Below are 22,666 nucleotides of genomic sequence, written 5' to 3'. Positions count from 1 at the left end.
TCGGTTGGGCAGGTCGTGTTGCTCAGACTTGTCGCGACTGGCTGAGATTTGTTCTGCTGCCTCAGGCCGACGAGATCCGGGTGAGGTGCCGCATGCAGGTGTGACCCTCGCTGATGTCGATCAGGGCGAGGGCGATCTTGGCCAGCTCCAGGGCCGCTGGGGTGGCGCCGTTGGACAGGGCTTCGGAGACGCTCGCGTGCCAGTACGCCGATGCCTGGGCCAGTTCCGAGGCGTCCGCATCAGCTATTTCTAGAGCGCTTCGACAGGTGGCCGCGGCTGCCTGGTGGTCGCCTCGGCGCAGGTGGATCTCGGCTCTCACCACGGCCAGTTGGAGTGTTTCGGTTAGTCCGTCGATGCCCATTCGAGTGGCCATCCGTTCGGCGAGGTCCCCGAGCGCGGTCGCGCGCGCCAGTTCGTCGCGGTCGCAGTAGCAGCGGCACAAGGAGATGAGCGCGCGCAGTGTGTTCATGTCGGGAGTCAGCTGCTGGGTGAGCTCTTCGAGGATGCTGATCGCGCTGTCGAGATCGCTCAGTGCATAGTGGGCTTGAGCTTTGACCCGTTGGGCTTCGGCGAGTAGTGCGGGGTCCCCGTAGTTCTTGAGCCGCGCTACCACGTCGGCAGCAGCAGTGAGGGCTTCAGTGTTGTCGCCGAGCGTCAGGGCGACGGCGGCGTGTTCGACCTCAAGTTCGAGTTGGCGTGCTTCGTGGGTGGTGATGCCGGTCAACAGCTGATGGGGGGTTGTGCTCATCCGGGCTGCCATCCGCGCGAGTAACTGGGTCTCGGGGCGTCGCTGGCCATCTTCGATCCGTGAAACATACGCCGCCGATACCTCGCCGCCCGCTACCTGTGACTGGGTCATGCCTGCTGCAATTCGAGCCGCACGGATCCGGCGCCCCAGTTCGACCGCGTCGATCGATTGGCTCAGGCCGGCCAGGAAGGCATCCATGGGCCGAGTATCGCCCACCTTGCCGTGGAGTTACTACTAGTCACTATTGTGTGACAGATTCAGACAAGTCGGGCTAGGGTTCGGCGCGTGCGGTGTGGCAGGGGCCACGCCCGTGTTGAAGGTGGGTGGATCGAGATGAGACTCGATCGCGAAATTCAATCGTCCAACCGGCCTTCTCTCGGGGGGATCGGTCGCCGAGCGCTCCGGGTTCGATCTGTGGGGATCCCGGTGCTCGCGGCAGCACTCGCCTTCAGTGCTGGACAGGTCACGGCCCCTGCCCGCGCCGCAGCCCCCGAAGTCGCTGCCAAGCAAGCGGCGCCGAAGGTCGCCGAGCGTCCCGACCGGACCTCGGCCATGGTCACCGCTATCTCTCAGGGCTCACGAGTCGAGGACCTGTCGGCACGGACTCCGTCCTCGGGCATGTACGCCAACCCCAACGGCACCTGGACCTTGGAGTCCTACTCAGGTCAGGTCCGGTCGAAGGACAGCGACGACAAGTGGGTCAGCGCGGACCCCACCCTGGAGACCTCCAAAGACGGCGTGACCTCGCCCGCCGCGGTCCCGTTCGATGTCGAGTACGGCGACGGCGGCTCTAAGGACCTCGCCACCGTCACCTCAAACTCGGGCAGCAAGCTGTCCGTGGATTGGTCGACCAAGCTCCCTGCCGGCTCGGTGGATAGCGACCAGATCACCTTCGACCCAGCGGGCGTGGAGAACGGTGAACTCGTCGTTACGTCCCACCGTGAAGGCTTCAACTTCTCCGTCGTGCTGGACAAGGCCCCCGCAGCAGGCGAGGTTCCGGAATACCGGTTCTCGCTCAGTCTGTCCGAAGGCAAGTTCATCACCCGCCCGGACGGGTCGATCGACATCAAGAGCGACGGCAAGTTGATCGGTTCGATCACGCCGCCGCTGATGTGGGACTCGGCAGACGAAGCGCCGACGGTTCCTGTCGAAGCCACCCTGGAGGGCACGGGCACGTCCCGCGAACTGGTGCTGCGGCCCGATCCCGTGTATCTGGCTGACCCAGAGCGCACGTACCCGGTCACGGTCGACCCCACGGTGATCCTCACCGCAACGGGAGACACCTGGGTGCAGAACATTCTACCCAACACCAGCCAGCACACCTCACCCGAGCTCCGGGTGGGCACCAGCAACCTCGGTATCAGCCAGAATCGGTCGTACCTGAACTTCGACACCACCGCATTGGGTAGCCCCTCGCCGGGATCGATCGCGAACGCGAAGGTGAGCCTGTCGAACTTCAATGCCGGCTCATGCTCGGGCTCGGCGATCAAGATGTCGCAGATCACCTCGTCCTGGACCGTCCCGGGCATCACCTGGTCCACCCAACCCACGGTCACCGCGACGGGTGCCTCGACCAACGACGCCGCCCACGGCTTCACTGGCTGCACCAGCGAGGGCGTGGTCGACTTCGACGCCACCGCGATCGTGAAGTCCTGGGTCGGCGGTGCCGACAACTACGGCGTGCAACTCGCTGCCGTCACGTTGAACAACGCCAGCTACCGCAAGTACAGGTCCCTGGAAAACGGCGACAACGCCAAGTCGCCCAAGCTGACCGTCACCATCAGCCAACCCCCTGCCACCCCGACCGGCCTGATCGCGACTCCGGGGCTATATGGCAACTTCATCACCTCCAAGACCCCCACCCTGTCCTCGGTCATCACCGACCCCGACGGCGGCCAGGTCAAGGGCTACTACGAGATCAAGCAAGGCTCGACCTCCGTATGGTCCGACACCACCCCCGCGGTCGCGTCAGGTGGAACCACGACCATCGCCGTGCCCGCAGGGAACCTGACCGAAGGGTCGACCTACACGATCAGTGCCTGGGGTGAAGACGACGTCAACGTCCGCTCCGCCACGCCAGCGACCAAGACCGTCACCGTCGACACCATCGCCCCGACCGTCACGATCACCTCGTCCCACTTCACCAACGGGACCTGGACGACCACCATGCCCGGCTCCGACACAATCACCCTGAACGGGTCAGCCGACACCGCTGGTTTCTACTTCAACCTCGACGGCCAGACCTCTGCCGCCGGCGCGAACTCATCCGGTGACAAGGTCACGACCTACACCCCGACACCCGGATGGCACGTCTACGAAGTCACCCCTGTCGACAAGGCCGGCAACTACGGCACACCCGTCACGTTCTCCTACGGCACCGGAACCGCGGCGTTCACCACACCCGGCCAGTGGACACCGTCCACAGCCTCGTTCCCGATCGACATGTCTGGCCCCGCATCCGCAACCGGAGCGACATTGCAGTGGCGCCTTTACGGCGAAACGACCTGGCGCACAGCGGCGAAGGTCAAGAATGCCGACGGAACCAACTGGACTGGCACGGTGACCCTCACCGGTCGTTCCGCCACCAACCCGCTGATCTGGAACGCCACCGAAGAGACGTACGGAACCGGAACTCTCGGCGGTAACGCCCTCCTCGAGACCCGCGGCTGCTTCCAATACTCCGGATCCGCCGACTCCTGCACCACCACCCTCTACCTCAGCCTCCTCCAGTCCGCCTTCGGAGACCGATTCCCGATCACTGAACTCGGGCCTGCTCAGGTCGCTCTCCTCAGCGGTGAAGCGATGATCGCCGACACCGACGCGGCCGACTCCAAGGCAGGCATCGCCCGTACCTTCGCAAGCCTGTCTGATGCAACCCTCGCGGACGGGATCTTTGGGCCGGGCTGGTCTGATCCTCAGGTGCTCGTCTCGCAGTCCGATGCCGCCGCAACCATCGTTGACAACAGGACGAAAGACGGCACACTTATCGTCGTCGATTCCAGCGGCGGGTCGCAGACCTTCACCTCGACTGGAGGCGGGACCTACAAGCCGCTTCAGCCGACCGGCGACGCCACCGGCTTGACCTTCACCATCGGCACTGGCGGTAACCCCGACACCCTTGTACTCGCCCGCCCCCTCGGAACCGCGAGCGTGACCACCACCTGGGAATGGAAGACCTCCGACACCGGCGGCGACCCCGCCTGGATCGTCAAGGCAACCGATGCTCCCGGCACGAGTAACGACATCGTCGTCACTAGCACCAGCCAACGCCCGACATTCATCCAGGAATCCGACCCTGCCGCCTCGGCAACTTGCAACACCACCACCCAGACCGAAGGCTGTCGCGCGCTCAAGATCACTTACACCGGGACCGGGTCCGCGACTCGCGTGAGTAAGGTCGAACGCCTGATTGGTGCAGCCACGCCAGGGGCCGTGACCTTGAAGGCGCTGGCTGACTACACCTACACCTCCGGCAAGCTCACCAAGGTCTGCGGACCTGACCCGGACGGTGCCGGCGCCGCCACGTCGCTATGTACCGAATACACCTACACCACGGTCGCGAGCCGCACGATGCTCGCCACCCTCAAGCCCGCGGGCCTCACCGAATGGCGCTTCACCTACGACAGCATCGGCCGGCTCGAGAACGTGAAACGCGAACGCCCGACCGCCAGCGGCGGCGGTGACGCAACCTGGTCCATCGACTACAGCCTTAACCCGGCCAGCAGCGGACCCGACATGACCTCCGCCGACGTCGCCGAATGGGGACAGCAAGTCGTCCCGACCAAGGTCTACGCCGTCTACCGGCCCTACACAGGCTCCGCGAGCCTCACCAAAGCCGAGTTGATTTACACCACTAGTACCGGCATTGTCACCAACACAGCCGGCCACGGCCCGACCGGGTGGCTGGTCGATACGATCTGGTTCGACGCGAACCAGAATGCGGTCCAGCGGCTCGACGGCACCGGATGGGCACGTGTCCAAGCAACTGCTGCAGCAGACCGCCCCCGCGTCGCCGCAGAAGCGTCCTCCTATAGCGTCTACAACACCTGGGGCGACGCCGACACCGTCGGCAACCGGCTTGTCGATGAGTACGGGCCGGCACACACCGCATCGCTAAAGAACGGCACCACCGGGTTGTTCCGGACTCACACCCAGACGATGTATGACGACGACCCGAGCGTCGATGCGGCGCTGATCACCAACCGGCCCGGGGTAGATGGGCTCGGTTTGGCGGTTAAGGAAACCACCTCGACCAGCGACGCCGTCCGCACCACCGATTACGACGCGACTGTCGTCACCTATGGATACGACCCGGTTGTGGCGGGCGATGGGAATGGGTGGACCCTCGGCTCCCCGACAACGGTCAAGACCCAGGTCAACGCCAGCACATGGTCGACCGAAACCACCCGCTTTGATGCGTCGGGTCGTGAGGTTGAATCCCGGCAACCTGGTGGTGGTGCGAACGGCGCCGGTGCTGGAACGGACGCGCACTCCACGGTCACGAGCTACTACACGGCAACGGGGGCCGGGGATTGCGGTGGGAAGCCGGCCTGGGATGGACTCGTCTGCAAGGTCGGGCCTGCCGGACAACCGGTCGGGCAGCCGATGCCAGTCACGTGGACCACCGCCTACGACGAAGACCTGCAGCCGACCAACATCCAGGAGACCTCGGGGGTCACGACTCGAACAACATCCATGACGTTCGACGGGTTGGGTCGCACCAAGACCATGAACAAGGCGATCACCGGCTCAGGGGCCACCAATGACACGATCGCGACCACCTTCGGCTACGCGGACGCTACTGGTCTCCCGACCACAACCACCTCAGCCGGATCGAGCATCACCACCGGGTACGACACTTGGGGGAGAACGGCGAGTTACGTCGACGCACTGGGCACAAACTCAGCGACCACCTATCAGGAGGACGGGCGGGTCGCGACATTCAACGACGGCGCAGCCACATACACCTACTCGTATGGAACACACGGTGAACTGGACAGTCTCAACGCCGGCGGCGGCGTCGGATCGTTCGACTACGCCTACAAGCCAAACGGAGTCATAGACACGATCACGTACCCGAATGGGATGCTTGCGAAGATGACCTCGGATGAGGTCGGCACACCGACCGGGCTTACCTACGCCCAAGGGGCCGCCCAACTGCTGGCGTTCACTGCCACCAATGTTGCTGACGGGCGAACCATCGATCAAGTATCAACGGCCTCGGCGCAGACCTTCACCTTCGACGGCCTCGGTCGCCTCGGCAAGGTTGAGGACAGCCGTGCTGGTGGCTGTACTACGCGCACATACGGGTTCGACGCGTCCTCGAACCGCAATGCGTTCGCGTCGTACAACCCAGGGACCGGCGGGGCATGCCAAACCACCACGGCAGCGATCGACAAGACCAGCGACTACGACAGCGCGGGGCGCATCACCAACGCCGGATACACCTACGACACATTGGGTAGGACCCTCACCACCCCGCAGGCCGACGCTGGCCCGAACGCAGCTGGGATCCTCACTGCGACGTACCGGGCCAACGACATGGTCGCCTCGCTCAGCCAAAACGTCGCCAACGGTACCGGTGGATCCACCGCCCAAGCGATGACCTACGAACTCGACCCGGCCGAACGCATCAACAGCTTCAGTACCACTACTGGCGGGACCGAAACCAACCGCACCCGTTACCGCTTCGCCGAAACTGGCGACTCACCAGCAAGCGTCGATGTAAGCGCCGATCAAGGGAGCACATGGACTGCAACCCGGTATGTGAGCGCACCCGTTCTCGGGATGGCAGCCTCTACAACCAACGGCACCACGACCCTCCAGCTCACTAACCTCCACGGGGATATCGTTACGACGACCCCAGGGAGTTCCGGCGCCTCAACTATTGGCGCATTCACGGAAACGGATGAATTTGGCAATCAGAAGTCAGCTGATGTCGCGGTGGCAAGGTTCGGATACCTCGGATCTTTCCGCCGGTCAGCCGACGCCTTGGGTGGTTTCATGCAAATGGGTGCCCGATTGTTCAATCCGTCCACTGGCGGGTTCACAAGCCTTGATCCACAGCGAGGCGGAAATCTGACCGGTTACACATACCCGCAGAACCCCGTTGATGAACTTGATCTTAATGGTAAAGCAAGGGTAATTCGTTGTCACTTGAGCGTCTACCACCCTCACTGGTCCAAGCATGATCGAACATCTGTGAATGTGAAAGCGCAGATAAAGTGCTCTGGAGCCGGCGGCGGCTTCGTGGACTCTCTCAACTTGTTTGTAAATCTCTACATTCGGGTTTACTTTCCGGACACGAGATGGGTGCTATGGCAGCCCGGAAAGACCTATCGCTCGCGGAGCAATAACATGGTGACTGCGTACGACCCGGCTCCATGCGCCAACGCAACGTTTAGAGCTCAGGCCTGGGGCACGATCCGTTTTCCTGTCGGCTACAGCCCGAGTACGGCCCGCGTCTCGGCGTCGTCCCCAGTGACCGAGGTTAGATGCTATGGACGATAGCAAGAGTGGGTTGACCGACATAAAGAGTCGAGTCCACCATTTTGATTGCGAATTTGTCGCGATGCCGACCAACGGTGCAAACGAATTGAATCGAAAGTTTGCAACTCTCCTCGCAGATATTAGCTCTGAGGGAGTGCAGGACAACGAAACGAAGATCTTCAAGTCCCCAACGGACGTGGATGCATTCGTGGCCGAGTCCGCTTTCTTAAAGGCACTTAGCGACAGGGCGCCGTGGCTTGACGCTCCTTCAGTCAGTAGCGCATACCAGCAGCATTGGGTTTCGACTGGAAAGCCTACGTGGGCTCCTCCTCAGGAGCAGCGTCCGAGCGCTGACCATTTCAAACCTGTTTCTGAAATCCGGCCTGGAGCATCGGCGAGTTGGCGAGAGACCGGTGGCCTGTACTCGTCAACAGCGACTGACACCTTTGTGGGAATGTGGCGGAATTTCCTGGATGATGATTCGTGTTCAGGATTGCACCCTCGTCCATGGTCGACATGGCGACTTGAGGTTGGATCAAATGCAAAGGTGCATTCGATAAGGACAGCGACAGACTGGGTGGAACTGCTAAATGCCCATGGCAGCAATTCAGGAGGAATCGCGCGGGTCAACTGGGCTTCAGTCGCGCGGATCTGGGATGCAGTGCATTTTACTCCTCGCGCTATTGTCGCTGTAGAAGGCTATCGGTTCGAAACCCTCATGGGGTTGAGTGTGCCGGTCTATTGGGATGTCGAGAGCACGTATTGGTTGCGGTGGTGTTTTGATGCCGTCGAGTTGGTCAACTTTGAGCGGTGACGCGCTGAGGTGTGGATGCAAACTTGAAGCGACCCAGGTTCTCCGCCGCTCCTATGCGGGTTGCGGCTCTCGGTTGAGGCCGCGTAGTGGGCCCGCTCGAAGTCCACTGGGCTCATCATCCCAAGAGAGCTGTGCACGCGTCGGTTGTTGTACCAGCCGACCCAGCCGTCGGTGGCGTACTCGACAGGAGCCTGCCCCGGAAGCCTGGACGCGAGGCTAAGGGGCCCGTTGCACGAACAGGTGCCAGCATGGTTCAACGGAGCGGGTGACCCGATGCGCTCGGTGCTTGTGCACGCCCTTTGTCCTTTGCCCGGGCGACCGCGCAGGGGCGGTTGGTGCGCTAGGTATATCCGGCCAATTTCGGCGCAGGCGGGTGAGTGGAGCCGCCGGTCGCCATCAGGGTGGCTCAGCCTGACCGTCACGCGTTCGTATAGCAACCCGGTTGCTTGTGGACAAACGTTGGGAACAAGGTGGCGGGGCCAAGGTGACGACGAACGGCTCGCGGCCGACGAATCGCGATGCCGGTCGGACGCATTGCTGACATCCGGCCACGGCTGCCATGACTAGACCTGTCCTTGATTATTGTCTCAACGTAACTCGGCACGCGCTCGCGCGTTGAAGGCTCGCATCCTGGTGGCCGCTGTGGCCGCTTGGGCGGCGATGGAGGACTTGGATGTCTCGACGTATGTGGCTGGGCTCGATCACCGGGACGGCCGTCATCGGTCTCGTTGCGGCAATGACGTCGGGAGCCCTAGCGGCGTCACCGGCGCAGGGTGTCGCGGCGCTCGAGGAACCGGTGTCGACCCACACGGTGACCCTCGACCTCACGGGCGACACCTGGGTGAGCAACATCGGTCAGACGACGAGCCAGGCGACGTCGCCGGAGCTCCGGGTCGGCTCGACCAATCTGGGGATCACCAAGGCGCGCTCCTACCTCGACTTCGACTACTCGGCACTCGCCGACATCCCCGCGGATGCGGTGGTGCAGAGCGCGGCCCTGACCCTGTCCAACTTCGAAACCGGGTCGTGCGCGGGCTCGGCGATCCGGGTCTCGCGGGTCACCGGCCTGTGGACGGTTCCGGGCCTGACGTGGGCCAAGCAGCCCACGGTCACGACGACGGGCGCCGCCACCTCGGTGAAGTCGTACGGCGCGGCCGCGTGCCCGACCGAAGGTGCTGTCGCGTTCGACGCTACGGCGATCGTGAACTCGTGGCTGAGCGGATCGGCCCAGCACGGCGTTCAGATCGCGGCGGTCCAGGAGGGTGCCAAGACCGGTTTCCGCAAGTACCGCTCGGCGGAGAACGGTGTCGCTGTGAAGGCTGCGACGCTCACCGTCACCTACAACTCCTACCCGGCCACGCCGGAGGAGCTCGCTGTCGATCCCGAATCCGAGGTGGTCGGCCTCGTGCCCTCGCTGACCCCCACGTTCTCGGCCAAGCTCTCCGACCCCGAGGGCGACCCGGTGCACGCCTTGTTCGAGGTCCGCAAGGGCAACAACGTCCTGGCCCCCTTGGTCTGGAGTGGCGCGAGCGATCCGGTCGAGTCGGGCGAGACGGCCAGCGCCACGATGCCTGCGGGCGTGCTCCTCGACGGCAGCATCTACACCGTGTCGGTCAACGCCCACGACGGCACGTTGAAGAGCAAGGCCAAGATCTCGAAGGTCTTCAAGGTCGACGTGACCGCTCCCGAGGTCACGATCACCTCGGACACGCTCACCAACGGCGAGTGGATCAACCCGACCCCGGCGTCGGCCAAGTTCACCCTCAATGGCTCGGCAGACACGGCTGGCTTCTACCTCACCGTGGACGGGCAGGAAGCCCCTGCCGTCGGTGCGAACGCATCCGGTGACTACGGCACGACCATCAAGCCCGCCGCTGGCTGGCACACGTTCGAGGTCGTGCCGGTCGACAAGGCCGGAAACGAGGGTGCGACCGTGACGTTCAGCTACGGCACTGGTGCACCCACCTTCACGTCGCCGTCGGTGTGGGAGAGCTCGGCCGATGACTTCACCGTGTCGGTCGACGCGCCGGCCGGCGCCACCGGAGCGACCCTGCAGTGGCGGGTCTGGGGCCAGGGGACCTGGCAGACGGCCACCGAGGTCGACCAGGGCGAGGCAGCCTGGGACGGCACCGTCACCAACGAGGCCGGCCGTGCCACCACGGGCCTGCTCACCTGGCACGCCGCCCTCGAGGCACCCGCTACACGACCCCTGGCTCTCCAGGTGCGTGCCTGCTTCGCCTACGCCGCCGAGACGGTCTGCACCGCTGAGCGGTTCGTCGTACTCGCCGAGGACGACTGACCTTGTCCGCCGTGCTTTCTCTCCGCCTGATTCGTCGTAGGTACGCGGTCGCCACGCCCTACGACCCGATCCAACTGAACTGACGGGTGCGTTGCAGATGGCAACTAAGAAGTCCATGAAGACGGTCGCGTTCTTCGAGGTATGCGACGAGAACGACCTTCCCATGCTCGCCACGGACTGGCAGGACTGCCTGGGCGAGCTTCTGGTTCGTCAGCAAGACAATGGGATCACCGACTTGCGTCACCAGATCCTGGGCGTCCGAAACTACGCGCAGGTGTACGTCCACAACGAGTCGCGTCACCTTGTCTTGGCGCGAGAGCGTGAAGAACCGCCGTCGTCGCTAGATGAGTCGTCGGGCGACATCCTCGACGAGGAGACCCAAGCCAACAGGCCGTGGGTAGAAATCTCGGTGCTGTCGTTCATCCCCGGCACGAACATCTTCGGACTGGTGCTCGGTGCGCAGGGGTCACCACGTGCCGGAGCCCTTGCCGACTGGGTCAACAAGGACGGTGAACTCTTCGATGACCTGATCTCGGTCCGTCCGTACACCGATGATCAACTGGTCGGCATGCTTCAAGACGGCTCCTCGGAAGCTCGCATGGTCAGTGTGCGACTGGATCCCCATCAGATCCATCAGGGGAACATCGACCCCAACGGAGGGCTCTATTCGGCCACACAACAGTTGGGCCGCGACCTCGACCTCGGGTCTGAGATCGACGTCGAGGTGATCCTGCGCGTCCGTGGCCGATCCAGCTCGGCTACCGACAGCACCCGGGGACGCATTGCCGACATCGGTCGCAATCTGATCGGTAGACCCATCAGGAGCGGTCAGGTGGAGCTGGTTGACTTTGAGCCAGAATCAGTGACTGACCGAGAGCTCGTCGATCTGGTGAAGTACAGGATGGCAACGAAGGAAACGGTCTCTGTCATGGACGACGACGGGCATCAAGTCCGGATCCCTTCTGCCATCAACGCGATCAGCCGCGCTGCCGACCGACTGCAGATCAAGGCCGACTAGAAGGCAAGGTTCAATCGCCCCCTGTCGGTAGCGTCCATAGAATAGGAAGCGGGTGAACGATGAACGTGCAGAACCCCACCCCGGTGGCGAAGGCGATCGACTGGTGGCTCGGTCGGGTGTGGCCTGACCTTGCAATCGGCCTGGCGTTCGTTGCTGTGCACGCTGTTGCGCTTCGGTTCGATTGGCTCGGCAATGGGCCCAACGACATCCAGCCGGATCAGAGGGGCTTCATCTATGTGGCGCTGTCGACCGTGACCGCGCTGGCGGCTGGAACCAACAACACCGCGGTTGGTTCGTACGTCTCGTCAGCTGGTGGAGTCGTCGACAAGGTCCGTAGGACACACGGCAGGTCCATTCGCATTTCGCTTCGCAGCATCGGCACGTGGCTCTGGGTGGTCGCGGTCGTTTCATTGGTCTGCCTCGCCATCGACCCGCAGGACCCTGATCGCTCATCCACAACGCACGGTGCTGCTTGGGTTGCTGAAGGCTTGGTTGTCTTGGCCGTCGTGAAGTTCTCTCGGCTTACGCTGATCCAAGACCTTATGCTCGCCGCGAACGACCTGTCGCGCGTCACCGAACAGAAGCAGGAAAAGCGCGCTCTGCGTCGCCGCAGCAGCCAACCTGCACCGGTGCAGGCTGGTGCAACCGACGGTTCCGCCGGTCCTTCAGATGAAGCAACCACAGCCAGCCGAGGCTAACCGCGGTCGGATGTAGGTGAGCGAGCGAATCAGTCACCGTGCCTGACGCTGTACTACTTGCCATCGCTCGGCTGCGACGTCAGCTTGCCAGCATCGGACGAGTTACCCTACTGGGCAAGGCGGTGCGCTGCGCTTCCTCACTCGTGTCGAGGAACTGAGTGTCCTCGCCCCTGCGTGGGGCGGCCCCTGCTCCGGGCTCACGGTCAAGTACGTCGTTCTCGGTCACGTCGCTGTCAGCCGCCGAATTACGGCCCCTGGCTCTCTCTAGATGCGTGCCTGCTTCGCGTAGGCCGCTGAGACGGCGTGCACACCTGAGCGATACGTCATGCTCGAGGACGACTGCCCCTCGCCTTGCTGCTCTACCTGTCTAAATATAACTACGAACATGCCAAATCGTTCCGCACGGAGTGTCACTATTGACAGATCTAGTAAACACCCCTGAGGATGTCAGTCCCGAACCCTTGACAGCTTCAAGATAGGTCGCAAGATGCGAATTCAGACGCTCGCGGGTAGTGCCGCCCTCCTTGCTATTAGCCTGGCTGCAGCCACGCCGGCTATGGCCGAGTGGAATGACAGTACTTCCACAAGCCCGGTCTACGGCTATGAAGATGGCTCCAAGTTCGGCAAGATGTACGGGAACTTCTACAACAGCAATGGCACGAGCGCGATGAGTACTACTTGGCAATATGACATGCAGCCGGGCGGAAACAACGTGCGAGTCGAAACCGATTTTCAGTTCAAACGACTCTGTAGTTCTGTTGCCACTACTGAAACTTGGTGTCAAGACGTATCAAAGCAAACGACCGAGACGAACGATGCATCGTGGTACAAGCACTCGCGAGCACGAAACTTTCGGTACGACTCCGAGGAGGTGCGAGGCGTGATTAACATCTGCGAAATTCAAGCGTTTTCCAACGACCCGTGCAGTGCGTCCGTATACTCGCGCTTTAGCTACTGAGTTGGTAAACTCCGTGGATCCCGCCGTTTCGGCGAAAGATATTACCCATTCCTACGGGAACCTGCTTGCACTCGACTCTGTGTCCTTTGACTGGAGTGCGGGCGTTGTCGGACTGGTAGGGATCAACGGCGCTGGGAAATCGACCCTACTCAATATCCTCGGCACTGGCTTAACGCCGACCTCAGGCTCGTATTGCCTGTTCGGGGAAGAAGGAATACGGCTGGCCACGGAGTCCCGGATGCGGATCGGCACAATGCCTCAAACACTTGCGATCCCGGGTTCGCTCCGTGTGATGGATTTTCTTTCGTACATGGCTTGGATGCGCGGCTTTCCACGCAAGCAGCGCCGCAGTCTGGTGCGAGAAGCGCTCGTTGCGTCCGACCTTGAAAGCAAGGCCCACAGCAAGGTCGGTCAGCTTTCCGGCGGAATGCACCGCCGACTACTGCTAGGCCAGGCTCTCCTAGGTGGCCCCGACCTCCTGCTGCTGGATGAACCGACAGCAGGCCTGGACCCAGAGCAACGCGTTCGCGTCCGGGAACTGATCAAGGCATTTCCGCCCACCAGGTTGACTATCGTCAGTAGTCACCAAATGGAGGACCTGGTCCCAATCGCAGATCGGATAGTCATGCTTGAGGCTGGCCGAATCGTTTTCGATGATGATCTCGAGAAGTTGCGTACCCTCGGGGCCGACCTGGTGACTGCCGAATCGGGAATCAGTGCATATGAGGCGGCGTTCATGCGCCTGCGAGGATCACTGACTGCATGAATCGTTACACAGGGGGGATCTTTGTTGCCCCGCTACTCGGGACCGCACTGTTCGTGCTCGTCAGTTTCGACGCCCAGTGGAGGGGCGAATGGAACTGGACTGTTGACACGGTTACCGGCTCGACCGTACTCACCGCCCCTCTGGCCGGGTCCGTCGGCGCCTATATTGCCGCCACCCAACGACGACTCGATCCGTTGATCGCCCCATCCGTGCGGGGATGGCTCGTCCCCGTCTTGTCGGGCTTTCGAGCCTGGCTGCTCGCTCTGGGCGTGTACGCCATTACGTGCGTGACGGCGCTGACGATGACGTTTCTTGCAAACCACGGCGGACCGCTGTCGTTGTGGGCACTGCTCATTGGTCCGGCCGTGCTGGCTTTCTGCTGCATGGCCGGTGCCGCTCTCGGCTGGTGGTGGCCGCATCGACTTGCAGCTGTGTTCGCTGCCCCTGCGCTGTTCCTGGTCGGCGCCTTCGGGCCGGGACCCGTTGCGGACCTGCTGCGCCAAGGTCCCGTCACGGGTTCACTCGCCGGTTTGAAGTATGACGCCCGCGTTTGGTGCCTGCAGGTGTGCGCGCTGACTGCGGCGACGGTACTCATTGCGTGTGCCTTGGTCCCTCGACGACGCTCCAGGAAGACCTTGGCGAAGGCCGCCGGTGCGGCCGTCGTGTCAGGTTCCATCTTCATTGGCGCGTGCTTGGGGCTGATGACGGAGAATGCGGAGCGCTTTGCGGCTTCCTCCGAAAAGCCGACGTCCTGCATGGGGGCTCCTCAGGCGTGCCTGGCCCCGTCGAACGTGCGGTTTCTTGAGGATGTGTCGCAGGCGCTGTCCACGGCGTCGGAGGTGCTACAGGGCGCCGGAGTCAACATGCCCGAGCGGTACGAACAACTGCTTGCGGGCTACCAACCGCCGGAGACAAGCGGTCTACTGACAAACGTCGATGACTCGCCGTTCTCGGATTTGCGGAGGGGGGCCATTTTGGTAGCTCGACCGGCCGCTTGCGCTGCTTGGACTGATCCGTCCGAGCCTCCTCCGGATGAAGCGTTCCAAGCCCAGGAACTGCTTACCGAATGGATCGTCGGGAGCGGCGGTGAGGAGACCTACCCTTGGAGCGCGGAATCCGAGGAGTGGCTCTCCCGCCCACACCGAACGGATCGCACTGCGTGGGTGGTGCGCACCTTCAGCCAACTGCGAAGGTGTCAGCTTTCTGAAGTCGCAATGCCGTGGGCAGTTCCCCAATAGACAGCCGTACTGCTCACGCGTGGCTGGTCGCTCACCATGGGCTCGCCTTCGCGTGGACTGTCGTGGTGCTGACTGCTGGGCTTGGCTGGTTTGCACTTGACCCAGTTCCCGGTGCCACAGGTGGTCCGCCAATCCCACTGTGGGCGCTGGGTCCTCCGGCATTCGCGATGGTCGCCAGCGTAGCGACGGTCAACGCAATGCCTGAGCTCGCCCCGTCACGGCGGCGATTGAGAAGGGGACGCCTCCTTTGGCTTGCCCTGATGTTGTTGGTGTCGTGCTCAGGGGCTGCTTTGGCAACGTGGATTACGGACCTCGACAACATTGTTCCTGCAACCGGGCTTCTGGTGGCACTCACATTCGGGCTATCGGTTGGGGTCGGCAGAGCGGCCCTCATAGTTGGTGCGATACCCGCCGTCGCAATCGTGACGTTTACGCGGTCGCTAGGTTCTAGCGAGGCCGGGTTTTGGCTGCCCGAGAGCTATCCGCGGCTATGGCTAGGTCTGGGTGTCGTTGGGGTTATCGGAAGTTGTGCTTACGTTCTGGTTGGCGCTCGACGGCCAAAGGGCGCCCGGCTCATGGACGAATAGGCGGATACGGTTTCTCTCGACGAGTTCAACATCGGGCGGGCGCTCGAAGGTGTAGTCAGGTCCACTGCCAGGTGGGGTCGTTGGCCCGCGCGGCCCGACACTTGAACATCGTCACAAGCTTGATCGCGTTGTCCGCCGGGCTGTACTCCATTCCGGCTTTGATCCGTGTCCGGCCGCGACCAGAGCTCAGTTCGACAAGCGAGTTGAACCGGAATGAGCCGTGGTCGTTGATCTTCAGGTCATAGATGTAGGTCTGGTTGACCTGTGTAAGTCGGAGTTCGGCGAGCTCCGTGTCCGACGTCGCGGGTAGCCCAGCACGTCCCACGTAGTCGAGATTCTCGGGTTGCTCCCGCCCTATCTGTCCAATGCAGTCCTGACGCCCGACAGCCGGGAGGCAGTGCTGTCCTTCGGTCTGAAACTCCAGGACTTGGGTACGCAGAGTGACTTGCTTGAAGACGTGGAGGCATCCCTGCCGACACCGCCTAGCGGAACGCGGGCTGAACTTGTCGGACTTCCCGTCGCGGCCAGCCACACCTACGAGGCAGTCGCCGGCGATCGATGGATCGGAAACATCGCCGGCGTCGTTGTTGCAGGCCTAGTTCTGACGATCGGTCTCCGCCATCGCCGAGACGCAGCGCTGGCAGTTGGCGCAGCGATTCTTGCTACAGGCTGGACATTGGCAGGACTGGCCGTCTTCGATCGGCCGCTCAATCCGATGACCATCACACTTGGTTCACTCGCAACTGTCACAGCATGCGAGTTCACGGTACTGCTCGCCGAGTCACGCAGGAAGGCGGCACCGAAACTGGCAAGGACGGTGACGTGGGCATGTGTCACGTCCGCCGTCGGATACCTCGCGCTGGTGCCGTCACGGATCTCGTTGCCGCGTGAGTTCGGTATCACGCTGGCGGTGGCGATGGTCCTCTCCTACCTGGTCGCGATTGTCGTCGTGCGACTGCGCTCGCCATCCATGCCTACCGAACCTGTTCGAATCGGCGAGCCCGAGTTGACCCTCGGCTGATCGAGGTCGGCTGACTGACCGACCGACACGACGAACAGACTGTGCCGGACGTAGCTGCAGTCGGTCCGGCCCGCGACGACGTGATTCGCCGCCTCTCGAGTTCGGACGGCGCCTGTCCGACAAGGGGCGCGGGCAGCGCCGACATCGGCTCCTGCCCTCGGTGGCGGCTTGATGGCACAGCAATTCACGCCTATCGAATGGCGAATCGCCCGCTGCGAAGGCGTACATCTCCGCGGCCCAAACCCGGCTCAAAAACCCCTTCAATGGGTTGGCGAGCGACTGCACCGGTCTTGCTCCGACTGCACCCGACGACGCCGCCGAAATGCCGTCTGACCTGCTACTTTGGCGTCATCAGGATGTCGGCTGAAGGTGTGCCGAGTCGGCGCCAGACACCTCGAAAACCTTCTGATTCGCACTACGGATCAGAAGGTTTGGGGTTCGAATCCCTACAGGCGCACAAGGCAAAAGCCCACGTCATCCTCGCCGTTGACGTGGGCTTTCGTCGTTTTCGGGCAAGGACGGCGGGCTGGGTTGTGGTCCTGGCGATCGGCCGTGTGGTGTCTGATCAGGTACCATGATCCGGGAAGGGGAGTGGCGCTTGGACACGGACACGCAGGACGTCGCGAGGCAACTGCGCGCAGCCCTGCGTCGCAGCGGGCTGAGTCTGCGTGGTTTCGCAGCAGCACTGGGGACCTCGCATTCGCGCCTGTCGTCCTACCTCAACGGCTCGGCCAGCCCTTCGGCCGCGTTCTTCCTCCGTGCGCTGCGGCAGGGCGCCGCATTGGGGGAGGCGGATGCGCGCGGATGGTTGACACCGCAGAGCACGCGGCGGGCCCTGAAGGAAGCGATCGCGCAGAGCGACGACCGCTGGGCCTTCAAGATCGCTACCCAGGCCCGTGACCAGGTCCGCGCAATGCTCGCCACTCCCGATGAACCCGCCGCCGCGTGGGAGACCCGACCGGCCAGCACGGGCGACGAGAAGTGGGACGCCCTGCTCGCAGCCCTCGTTGCGCACGAGTTCGCGGCGTCCGGTCGGACGCCACCGGCATGGACTGACTTTCGCGCAGCACACGAGTGGGTCATGTCGAACCTGTTGCTCGAGGAAGCCGACATCCGCGAGGCGACGCCCGACTGGCTGGCTGAACGCGGCATCTACATCGCCCAACGCGACCTGATCACCGCATGAGCGCCCCGATCGAGCTCGACGCCGATCGTCTCCGTGCGCTGCTTGCCGAACTCGACAACCGGTTGGCGCAGCGCGGTATCTCAGCCGGCCTGTACGTCGTGGGAGGACCGCGGGTCTGCTGCATCGACTGGTGACAGCATCTGCGACCGAGCGATCTGTCATCGGCCCGATTGTGCGCCTGTACTCGTCGGCGTTGCAGGACGACGCGGTGCGTCGGGCCGGATAGCGACGGTGCTCACCTCGAGTTCGGCTCGATCGGTAGTTGGGCGTCAACAAGCGTGTGTTCTCAGGCAGCAATCTGGCGGGAAGCGACGATGGCCTCGGCGGGACAGGTCTCACGGTGGGGGATCCCGGCGAGCCGGGCGAAGTAGGCACGGCGGAGGGCTTCGCGAGCCCTGAAGGCAAGTTGGGCAACTGCGTTCGGGTTGGAGCCGACGAGGGCTGCGACCTCATTGAGCGAGCGTCCCTCGACCGTGGTCAGCCAGAGGACCTCCCGCCAGCGTGCCGGAAGCGCACGGAACGCCTCCGCTGCCAGATCATGCGTCGGCGTAGCGGATGGTGGGGCGTCAGGCAGGGTGTGGTCGAGCGCCGTGAGATCGCCGACGGGTAGGGAACGGCGCTCCTTGCTGTGGACGTTCACGTTCAGGTTCCGGATCGCCGTGAAGAGGTAGGCGCGGAACGCCCGGTCGGGCCCCGATCCGCTGATGAGCAGCTGGAGGGTCCGCGTGAACACCTCCGCGACCAGGTCTTCGGCCCGCGACGGCCCGGAGGCCGCGATCGCTACTCGGAGGGCGGCCTGGCGGTGCCTGTCGTACAGGTCGGCGTAGGCCTGGGTGTCGCCGTTGCGGACCCGGTCGAGAAGGTCTGCGTCGGTGGTGGAGTGATCCCGAGAATCAAGCGGCGTGGGAAAGGGTCGGATCACAGTTGTGCTCTGCTTCGTAGTCGGATCAGGTGCCTGACCAGCGTGACCAGGACCGACCTGCGCACGCATGCGCCGAATTACCTGTTTGTCGCTGACGGCACGTGACGCAGGTCACTGCGGTCGATGCATAAGCGAGCGACGGTCCGGCTGGTCCCTCCACCGTGGCAACTGAACTGAAGAGTCCGACCGTCGTCGTACGGGCCGTCATCGGAGTCCTCGCGGTGATCGTGCTGGCCATCGGACTGGTCGTCACGAGCGGCCACTCCGAGAACGCCACGGCAGCCGAGGTGCCTGCGACGATCGACGTGACCACCACGGCAACGAGCGTGGCTCAATGGGACCGCGTGGACTTCACCTGTCGTTGGCAGGTCCCGGACCATTCGCGGCCTGGCGACACCTTCACCCTCACATTGCCTGACGCACTGCGCTGGATGGGTCCGACGACCTTTTCGCTTCTCGCGCCGGATGGGGTCACGCCGGTCGCGACGGCAGACGTCGCCGGTGGCCCGCCGTGGGTGGTCACGTTCACCCTGACGGACTACGTGTCGACCCACCCGCTCAACGTCAACGGCACCTGCCGGTTCAGCACGCAGTACGTGAAGACCGTCAATGAGGGCGAAGCGGTCGATCTTGAGTTCGAGGTCAGTGGAGGTGTCTCCACCGTCCCGCTGACCGGATCCAATCCTTGCCAGGCTGGGTGTGAGCCTCCGCCTGCTGTGGCCACGAAGTGGATCTGGTGGTCCGATCCGGCCGATCAGCGTCGGTCGCATTCGGTGCTGCTGTCCCCACAGACGCCGATTGACGGCACGACAGTCACGATCACCGACACGCCCCGCACGGGCCTGGCCATCGACTGCACCACTGTCGTGGTGACCGTGGGGGACAGCCGCGCCAGCGACGGGACGGTGATCGCCGACCTCACCGCGACCTATCCGGACCCGGCTCACATCGTCTGTACGCCGACGTCGCTCACCGCGACCTGGGAGCTCCCGGCCGGGTGGTACATGAACGTCGCTCTCGACAGCGACGTCACCGACCCGGGGCTCGCCGAATACCACAACGACGGGACAGTCGCTCTCAGCGGACAGGACCCCGCCACCGTGACCTCGGAGCTCGACCGGACCGAGGCGGGCGGCGACGGGGAGGGCGAGCCGATCGATGAGTCGACCGCACCTACGGACACGTCGACCGGTCCGACGGACACGGCTTCCGGTCCGACGGACGTGGCCACGAGTTCGGTCGAGGCGTCCACCACCAGCGAGACTCCTGCCTCGTCCCTGGATGACTCCGAGGTGGCCCCGTCCGGAGCGGACGGGGACCTGCCTGAAACGGGTTCGAACCTGACGCTCTGGCCCGTGCTCGCTGGGGCCCTCCTTCTCATCGCCGGAGCGCTCTTGGTCGGCCGGACCCGATCGTGATCGCCGGTCACAGCGGGCCGGACGCCCCGCGAGTCAGCCTCTTCGATGGCGTGGAGGACGCCAGCGCCACACTCTGCGCGTTGCTGGTGCTGCCATTGATAGCGGTCGGTGGCATCGCGTTCGGCGGTGCCGCGATGGTCGCCGCGCGGGTCCTCGGTCTGGCAATCTGACCCTCGGCCGGACCCGAAGGCACCTAGGGTGTCGACTGTGGGTGCATCGTTGGGTGGCCATGCCGGGATGGTTGGACGTTCCGTCGAGGTCGCGGATGTTCGGCGACTGCTGGCGCCCGGCAGGGTCGTCACGCTCACCGGGATCGGGGGCGCTGGGAAGACCAGGATCGCGCGTCGGGTGATCGCCGAGGCGACGGACGACGAACGGGCGAGAGCCTGGGTGGTCGAGCTCGCGAACGCCGCTGAGCCTGAGCTCCTGGGCGAAGTCGTCGCCGGAGCGCTCGACCTCCAGATCCCTGCGGGTGCGTGGGACGGATCGGTCCTGACCGGCTTCCTCGCCGACCGCCCCGGATTGCTGGTTCTCGACAACTGTGAACACCTGATCGCGGCGGTCGCCGAGTTGGTCACCGACCTGCTGGCGGCATGCCCCGACCTCACGGTGCTGGCCACCAGCAGACAACCCCTCGGGATCACCCGGGAGATCGTCTACCAGGTCCCACCGCTGTCGGTACCGGACGTCGGTTTCGCCGTCGACCTTGAGGGTTCGGTCCGTTTCGATGCGATCGCGTTGTACGTGCAGCGGGCCACCGAGGGGATGGCGTCCTTTCGTCTGACCGCCGAGAACGTCGCCGCCGTGGGTGCGCTGGTCGCCCGTCTCGACGGGATCCCGTTGGCCATCGAGCTCGCGGCGGCTCGAGTCCGGGTCCTGTCGGCCGACGCGCTGCTCGAACGCATCGCGGATCACTTCGCTGTGCTCGAGACGGACCTGCGCGATGTTCCCGCGAGGCAGCGGTCGCTCGCTGCGTCCGTCGGGTGGAGCTACGACCTCTGCACAGCCGCAGAACGTGAACTGTGGAGTCGGTTGTCGGTCTTCACCGGCGGCTTCGAGATGAGCGCAGCGGAGGAGGTCTGTTCTGGCTCGGGGATCGATGCCGGTCAGGTGCTGGATCTGCTCTCGGCGCTGGTGGACATGTCGATCGTGGGACGGGTGGGGGAGACGGGCTCCCGGTTCCTCCTGCTCGAGCCCGTTCGCCAGTTCGGTGCCGAGCGACTGGCTGAATCGGAGGGCGCAGCCCACTGGCGTGATCGTCACCTGTCCCGGTACGCGGAACTGGTGGAACGGCTCGATCGCGAGTGGGTCGGACCGGACCAGCTGGTCTGGATGGACCGGTTGCGTATGGAGCATCCGAACCTGCGCGCTGCTCTGGAGCATGCCCTGGAGAGCCCCGCGTCGGCCGGGGTCGGGCTCCGAATGTGTCGGGGCCTGGAACCGTTGTGGATCTGTGGTGGCCTGCTGGGTGAGGCGCGTCGATGGATTGAGCGTGCGATCGCGCTGACCGACGGAGCACGCCAGGACAAGCTCGAGGCGCTCCGGCTGTGCGCCTGGTTCGGTGCGCTGCAGCTCGACCTCGGCTACGCACGCGACCGCGTGCAGGAGGCGGAAACGTACGTCGATGACGCCGATGACCTTTCCCGGGCCACCTACCTCTTCGCTGCAGGGGTGGTCGCAACCTGGGAGCAGGATTTCGATGCCGGGGTCGGCCTGTTGGTGCAGAGCGCGGAGGCATACGCGAGGGCCGACCACTTTCCGGGTGTCCTGGAGGCGAGACTGAACACTGCGATCGCGCACGTGTTCGCGGGGAGCTACGAACAAGCCGGGATCGTCTGCCGGTCCTGCCTAGAGGTCACCGACCCTCTGGGGGAGACGTACGTCGCTGCCTACGCCAGATGGGCTCTCGGCTTGGCGGCGCTGATGTCGGGGAACGTGGTCGAGGCGACCGAGCTGGAGCAGGAGGCGCTCGCAAGGTCGTCGTCGTTGGGTGACCAGTTGGCGACCGCGTTGGCGCTGGAGGCGCTGGCCTGGCTTGCTGCGATCTCGTTCGACTTCGAGCGGGCTGTTCCGTTGCTGGGTGGGGCCGACCTGTTCTGGCGGATGATGAGCATGCCGGTGGAGTTGACCCCGGGCATCAGTGAGTTCCGCTCATTGGGTGAGGCCCAAGTGCGGGCGCAGACCGGCCGCGAGTTCTTTGATGACGCCTTTTCCCGCGGACTGGCGATGGCGCCGCACGACGTCATCGCCGTCGGGTTGAGCGCGGATCCCGTGCCTGCTCGGAAGGTCGGTTCCGACCACCGGGCCGGGCCCCTGAGCAGGCGGGAGTCGGAGGTCGCGGCGCTGATTGCTGAGGGGCTCACGAACCGTGACATCGCGGAGCGCTTGTTCCTCTCGGAGCGAACTGCGCAGGGTCACGTCCAGAGCATCTTGCGCAAGCTCGGGTTCAGCTCCCGGTCCCAGATCGCGGTCTGGTTCGTAGGTCAGGCGCTCGGGACCTGATC

Annotated in this window: 16 protein-coding genes and 1 pseudogene; 13 read left to right on the top strand and 4 right to left on the bottom strand. The window is 63.9% G+C overall.

Going from position 1 to position 22,666, the window contains the following annotated elements:
- Positions 1–61 precede the first annotated feature (61 nt).
- A complete protein-coding gene (locus HRC28_RS01310) occupies positions 62–946 on the bottom strand; it encodes a helix-turn-helix transcriptional regulator (RefSeq protein ID WP_182378298.1) in 885 nt (294 codons plus the stop codon).
- Between the two features lie 216 nt (positions 947–1,162).
- Here HRC28_RS01310 and HRC28_RS01305 point away from each other — a divergent pair, with 216 nt between their 5' ends.
- Entirely contained in the window at positions 1,163–7,258 is a 6,096-nt protein-coding gene (locus HRC28_RS01305) for a DNRLRE domain-containing protein (RefSeq protein ID WP_182378297.1), read from the top strand.
- A complete protein-coding gene (locus HRC28_RS01300) occupies positions 7,248–8,051 on the top strand; it encodes a hypothetical protein (RefSeq protein ID WP_182378296.1) in 804 nt (267 codons plus the stop codon). Before HRC28_RS01305 ends, HRC28_RS01300 begins: the two co-directional genes overlap by 11 nt.
- A 71-nt stretch (positions 8,052–8,122) precedes the next feature.
- Here HRC28_RS01300 and HRC28_RS25250 read toward each other — a convergent pair.
- Positions 8,123–8,248, bottom strand: a pseudogene (locus HRC28_RS25250) (integrase core domain-containing protein); the annotation flags it as partial.
- Between the two features lie 476 nt (positions 8,249–8,724).
- Between HRC28_RS25250 and HRC28_RS01295 the strand changes: the two are divergent.
- From HRC28_RS01295 to HRC28_RS01275, 5 genes are all read left to right on the top strand, one after another.
- Entirely contained in the window at positions 8,725–10,350 is a 1,626-nt protein-coding gene (locus HRC28_RS01295; RefSeq protein ID WP_182378295.1) for a DNRLRE domain-containing protein, read from the top strand.
- A 115-nt stretch (positions 10,351–10,465) separates the two neighbouring features.
- On the top strand, positions 10,466–11,368 hold the full coding sequence (locus HRC28_RS01290) for a hypothetical protein (RefSeq protein WP_182378294.1): 903 nt from the start codon (positions 10,466–10,468) through the stop codon (positions 11,366–11,368).
- A 59-nt stretch (positions 11,369–11,427) separates the two neighbouring features.
- Positions 11,428–12,066, top strand: a complete 639-nt coding sequence (locus tag HRC28_RS01285) for a hypothetical protein (protein WP_182378293.1) — start codon at positions 11,428–11,430, stop codon at positions 12,064–12,066.
- 971 nt (positions 12,067–13,037) lie between these two features.
- Positions 13,038–13,790, top strand: coding sequence for an ATP-binding cassette domain-containing protein (locus HRC28_RS01280; protein WP_182378292.1), 753 nt, complete (start codon positions 13,038–13,040; stop codon positions 13,788–13,790).
- A complete protein-coding gene (locus HRC28_RS01275; RefSeq protein WP_182378291.1) occupies positions 13,787–15,028 on the top strand; it encodes a hypothetical protein in 1,242 nt (413 codons plus the stop codon). The genes HRC28_RS01280 and HRC28_RS01275 overlap by 4 nt, the downstream gene beginning before the upstream one ends.
- A 642-nt stretch (positions 15,029–15,670) precedes the next feature.
- Here the strand turns inward: HRC28_RS01275 and HRC28_RS01270 are convergent.
- Positions 15,671–15,940, bottom strand: a complete 270-nt coding sequence (locus HRC28_RS01270; RefSeq protein ID WP_182378290.1) for a hypothetical protein — start codon at positions 15,938–15,940, stop codon at positions 15,671–15,673.
- A gap of 18 nt (positions 15,941–15,958) precedes the next feature.
- Here HRC28_RS01270 and HRC28_RS01265 point away from each other — a divergent pair, with 18 nt between their 5' ends.
- From HRC28_RS01265 to HRC28_RS01255, 3 genes are all read left to right on the top strand, one after another.
- Positions 15,959–16,636: an MMPL family transporter gene (locus HRC28_RS01265; protein WP_182378289.1), complete on the top strand. Its 678-nt coding sequence runs from the start codon at positions 15,959–15,961 to the stop codon at positions 16,634–16,636.
- A gap of 598 nt (positions 16,637–17,234) precedes the next feature.
- A complete protein-coding gene (locus HRC28_RS01260) occupies positions 17,235–17,822 on the top strand; it encodes a helix-turn-helix transcriptional regulator (protein WP_182378288.1) in 588 nt (195 codons plus the stop codon).
- The gene (locus HRC28_RS01255) at positions 17,819–17,956 is read left to right on the top strand and encodes a hypothetical protein (RefSeq protein ID WP_182378287.1); all 138 of its coding nucleotides are present in this window, start codon (positions 17,819–17,821) and stop codon (positions 17,954–17,956) included. Before HRC28_RS01260 ends, HRC28_RS01255 begins: the two co-directional genes overlap by 4 nt.
- 152 nt (positions 17,957–18,108) lie before the next feature.
- Here HRC28_RS01255 and HRC28_RS01250 read toward each other — a convergent pair whose 3' ends face one another.
- A complete protein-coding gene (locus HRC28_RS01250) occupies positions 18,109–18,744 on the bottom strand; it encodes a sigma-70 family RNA polymerase sigma factor (protein ID WP_182378286.1) in 636 nt (211 codons plus the stop codon).
- A 161-nt stretch (positions 18,745–18,905) separates the two neighbouring features.
- Here HRC28_RS01250 and HRC28_RS01245 point away from each other — a divergent pair, with 161 nt between their 5' ends.
- From HRC28_RS01245 to HRC28_RS25245, 3 genes are read left to right on the top strand one after another with little or no spacing between them, the layout of a single operon-like run.
- Positions 18,906–20,162, top strand: coding sequence for an Ig-like domain-containing protein (locus HRC28_RS01245; protein ID WP_182378285.1), 1,257 nt, complete (start codon positions 18,906–18,908; stop codon positions 20,160–20,162).
- Positions 20,159–20,332, top strand: coding sequence for a hypothetical protein (locus HRC28_RS01240; RefSeq protein WP_182378284.1), 174 nt, complete (start codon positions 20,159–20,161; stop codon positions 20,330–20,332). Before HRC28_RS01245 ends, HRC28_RS01240 begins: the two co-directional genes overlap by 4 nt.
- A gap of 37 nt (positions 20,333–20,369) precedes the next feature.
- The gene (locus HRC28_RS25245; protein ID WP_182378283.1) at positions 20,370–22,664 is read left to right on the top strand and encodes a LuxR C-terminal-related transcriptional regulator; all 2,295 of its coding nucleotides are present in this window, start codon (positions 20,370–20,372) and stop codon (positions 22,662–22,664) included.
- Positions 22,665–22,666: the final 2 nt, after the last annotated feature.

This window comes from Nocardioides sp. WS12 (assembly GCF_014108865.1).
GTDB lineage: Bacteria > Actinomycetota > Actinomycetes > Propionibacteriales > Nocardioidaceae > Nocardioides.
The sequence above is the reverse complement of the archived record's forward strand: the minus strand, read 5'-3'. Positions and strand labels throughout refer to the sequence as shown.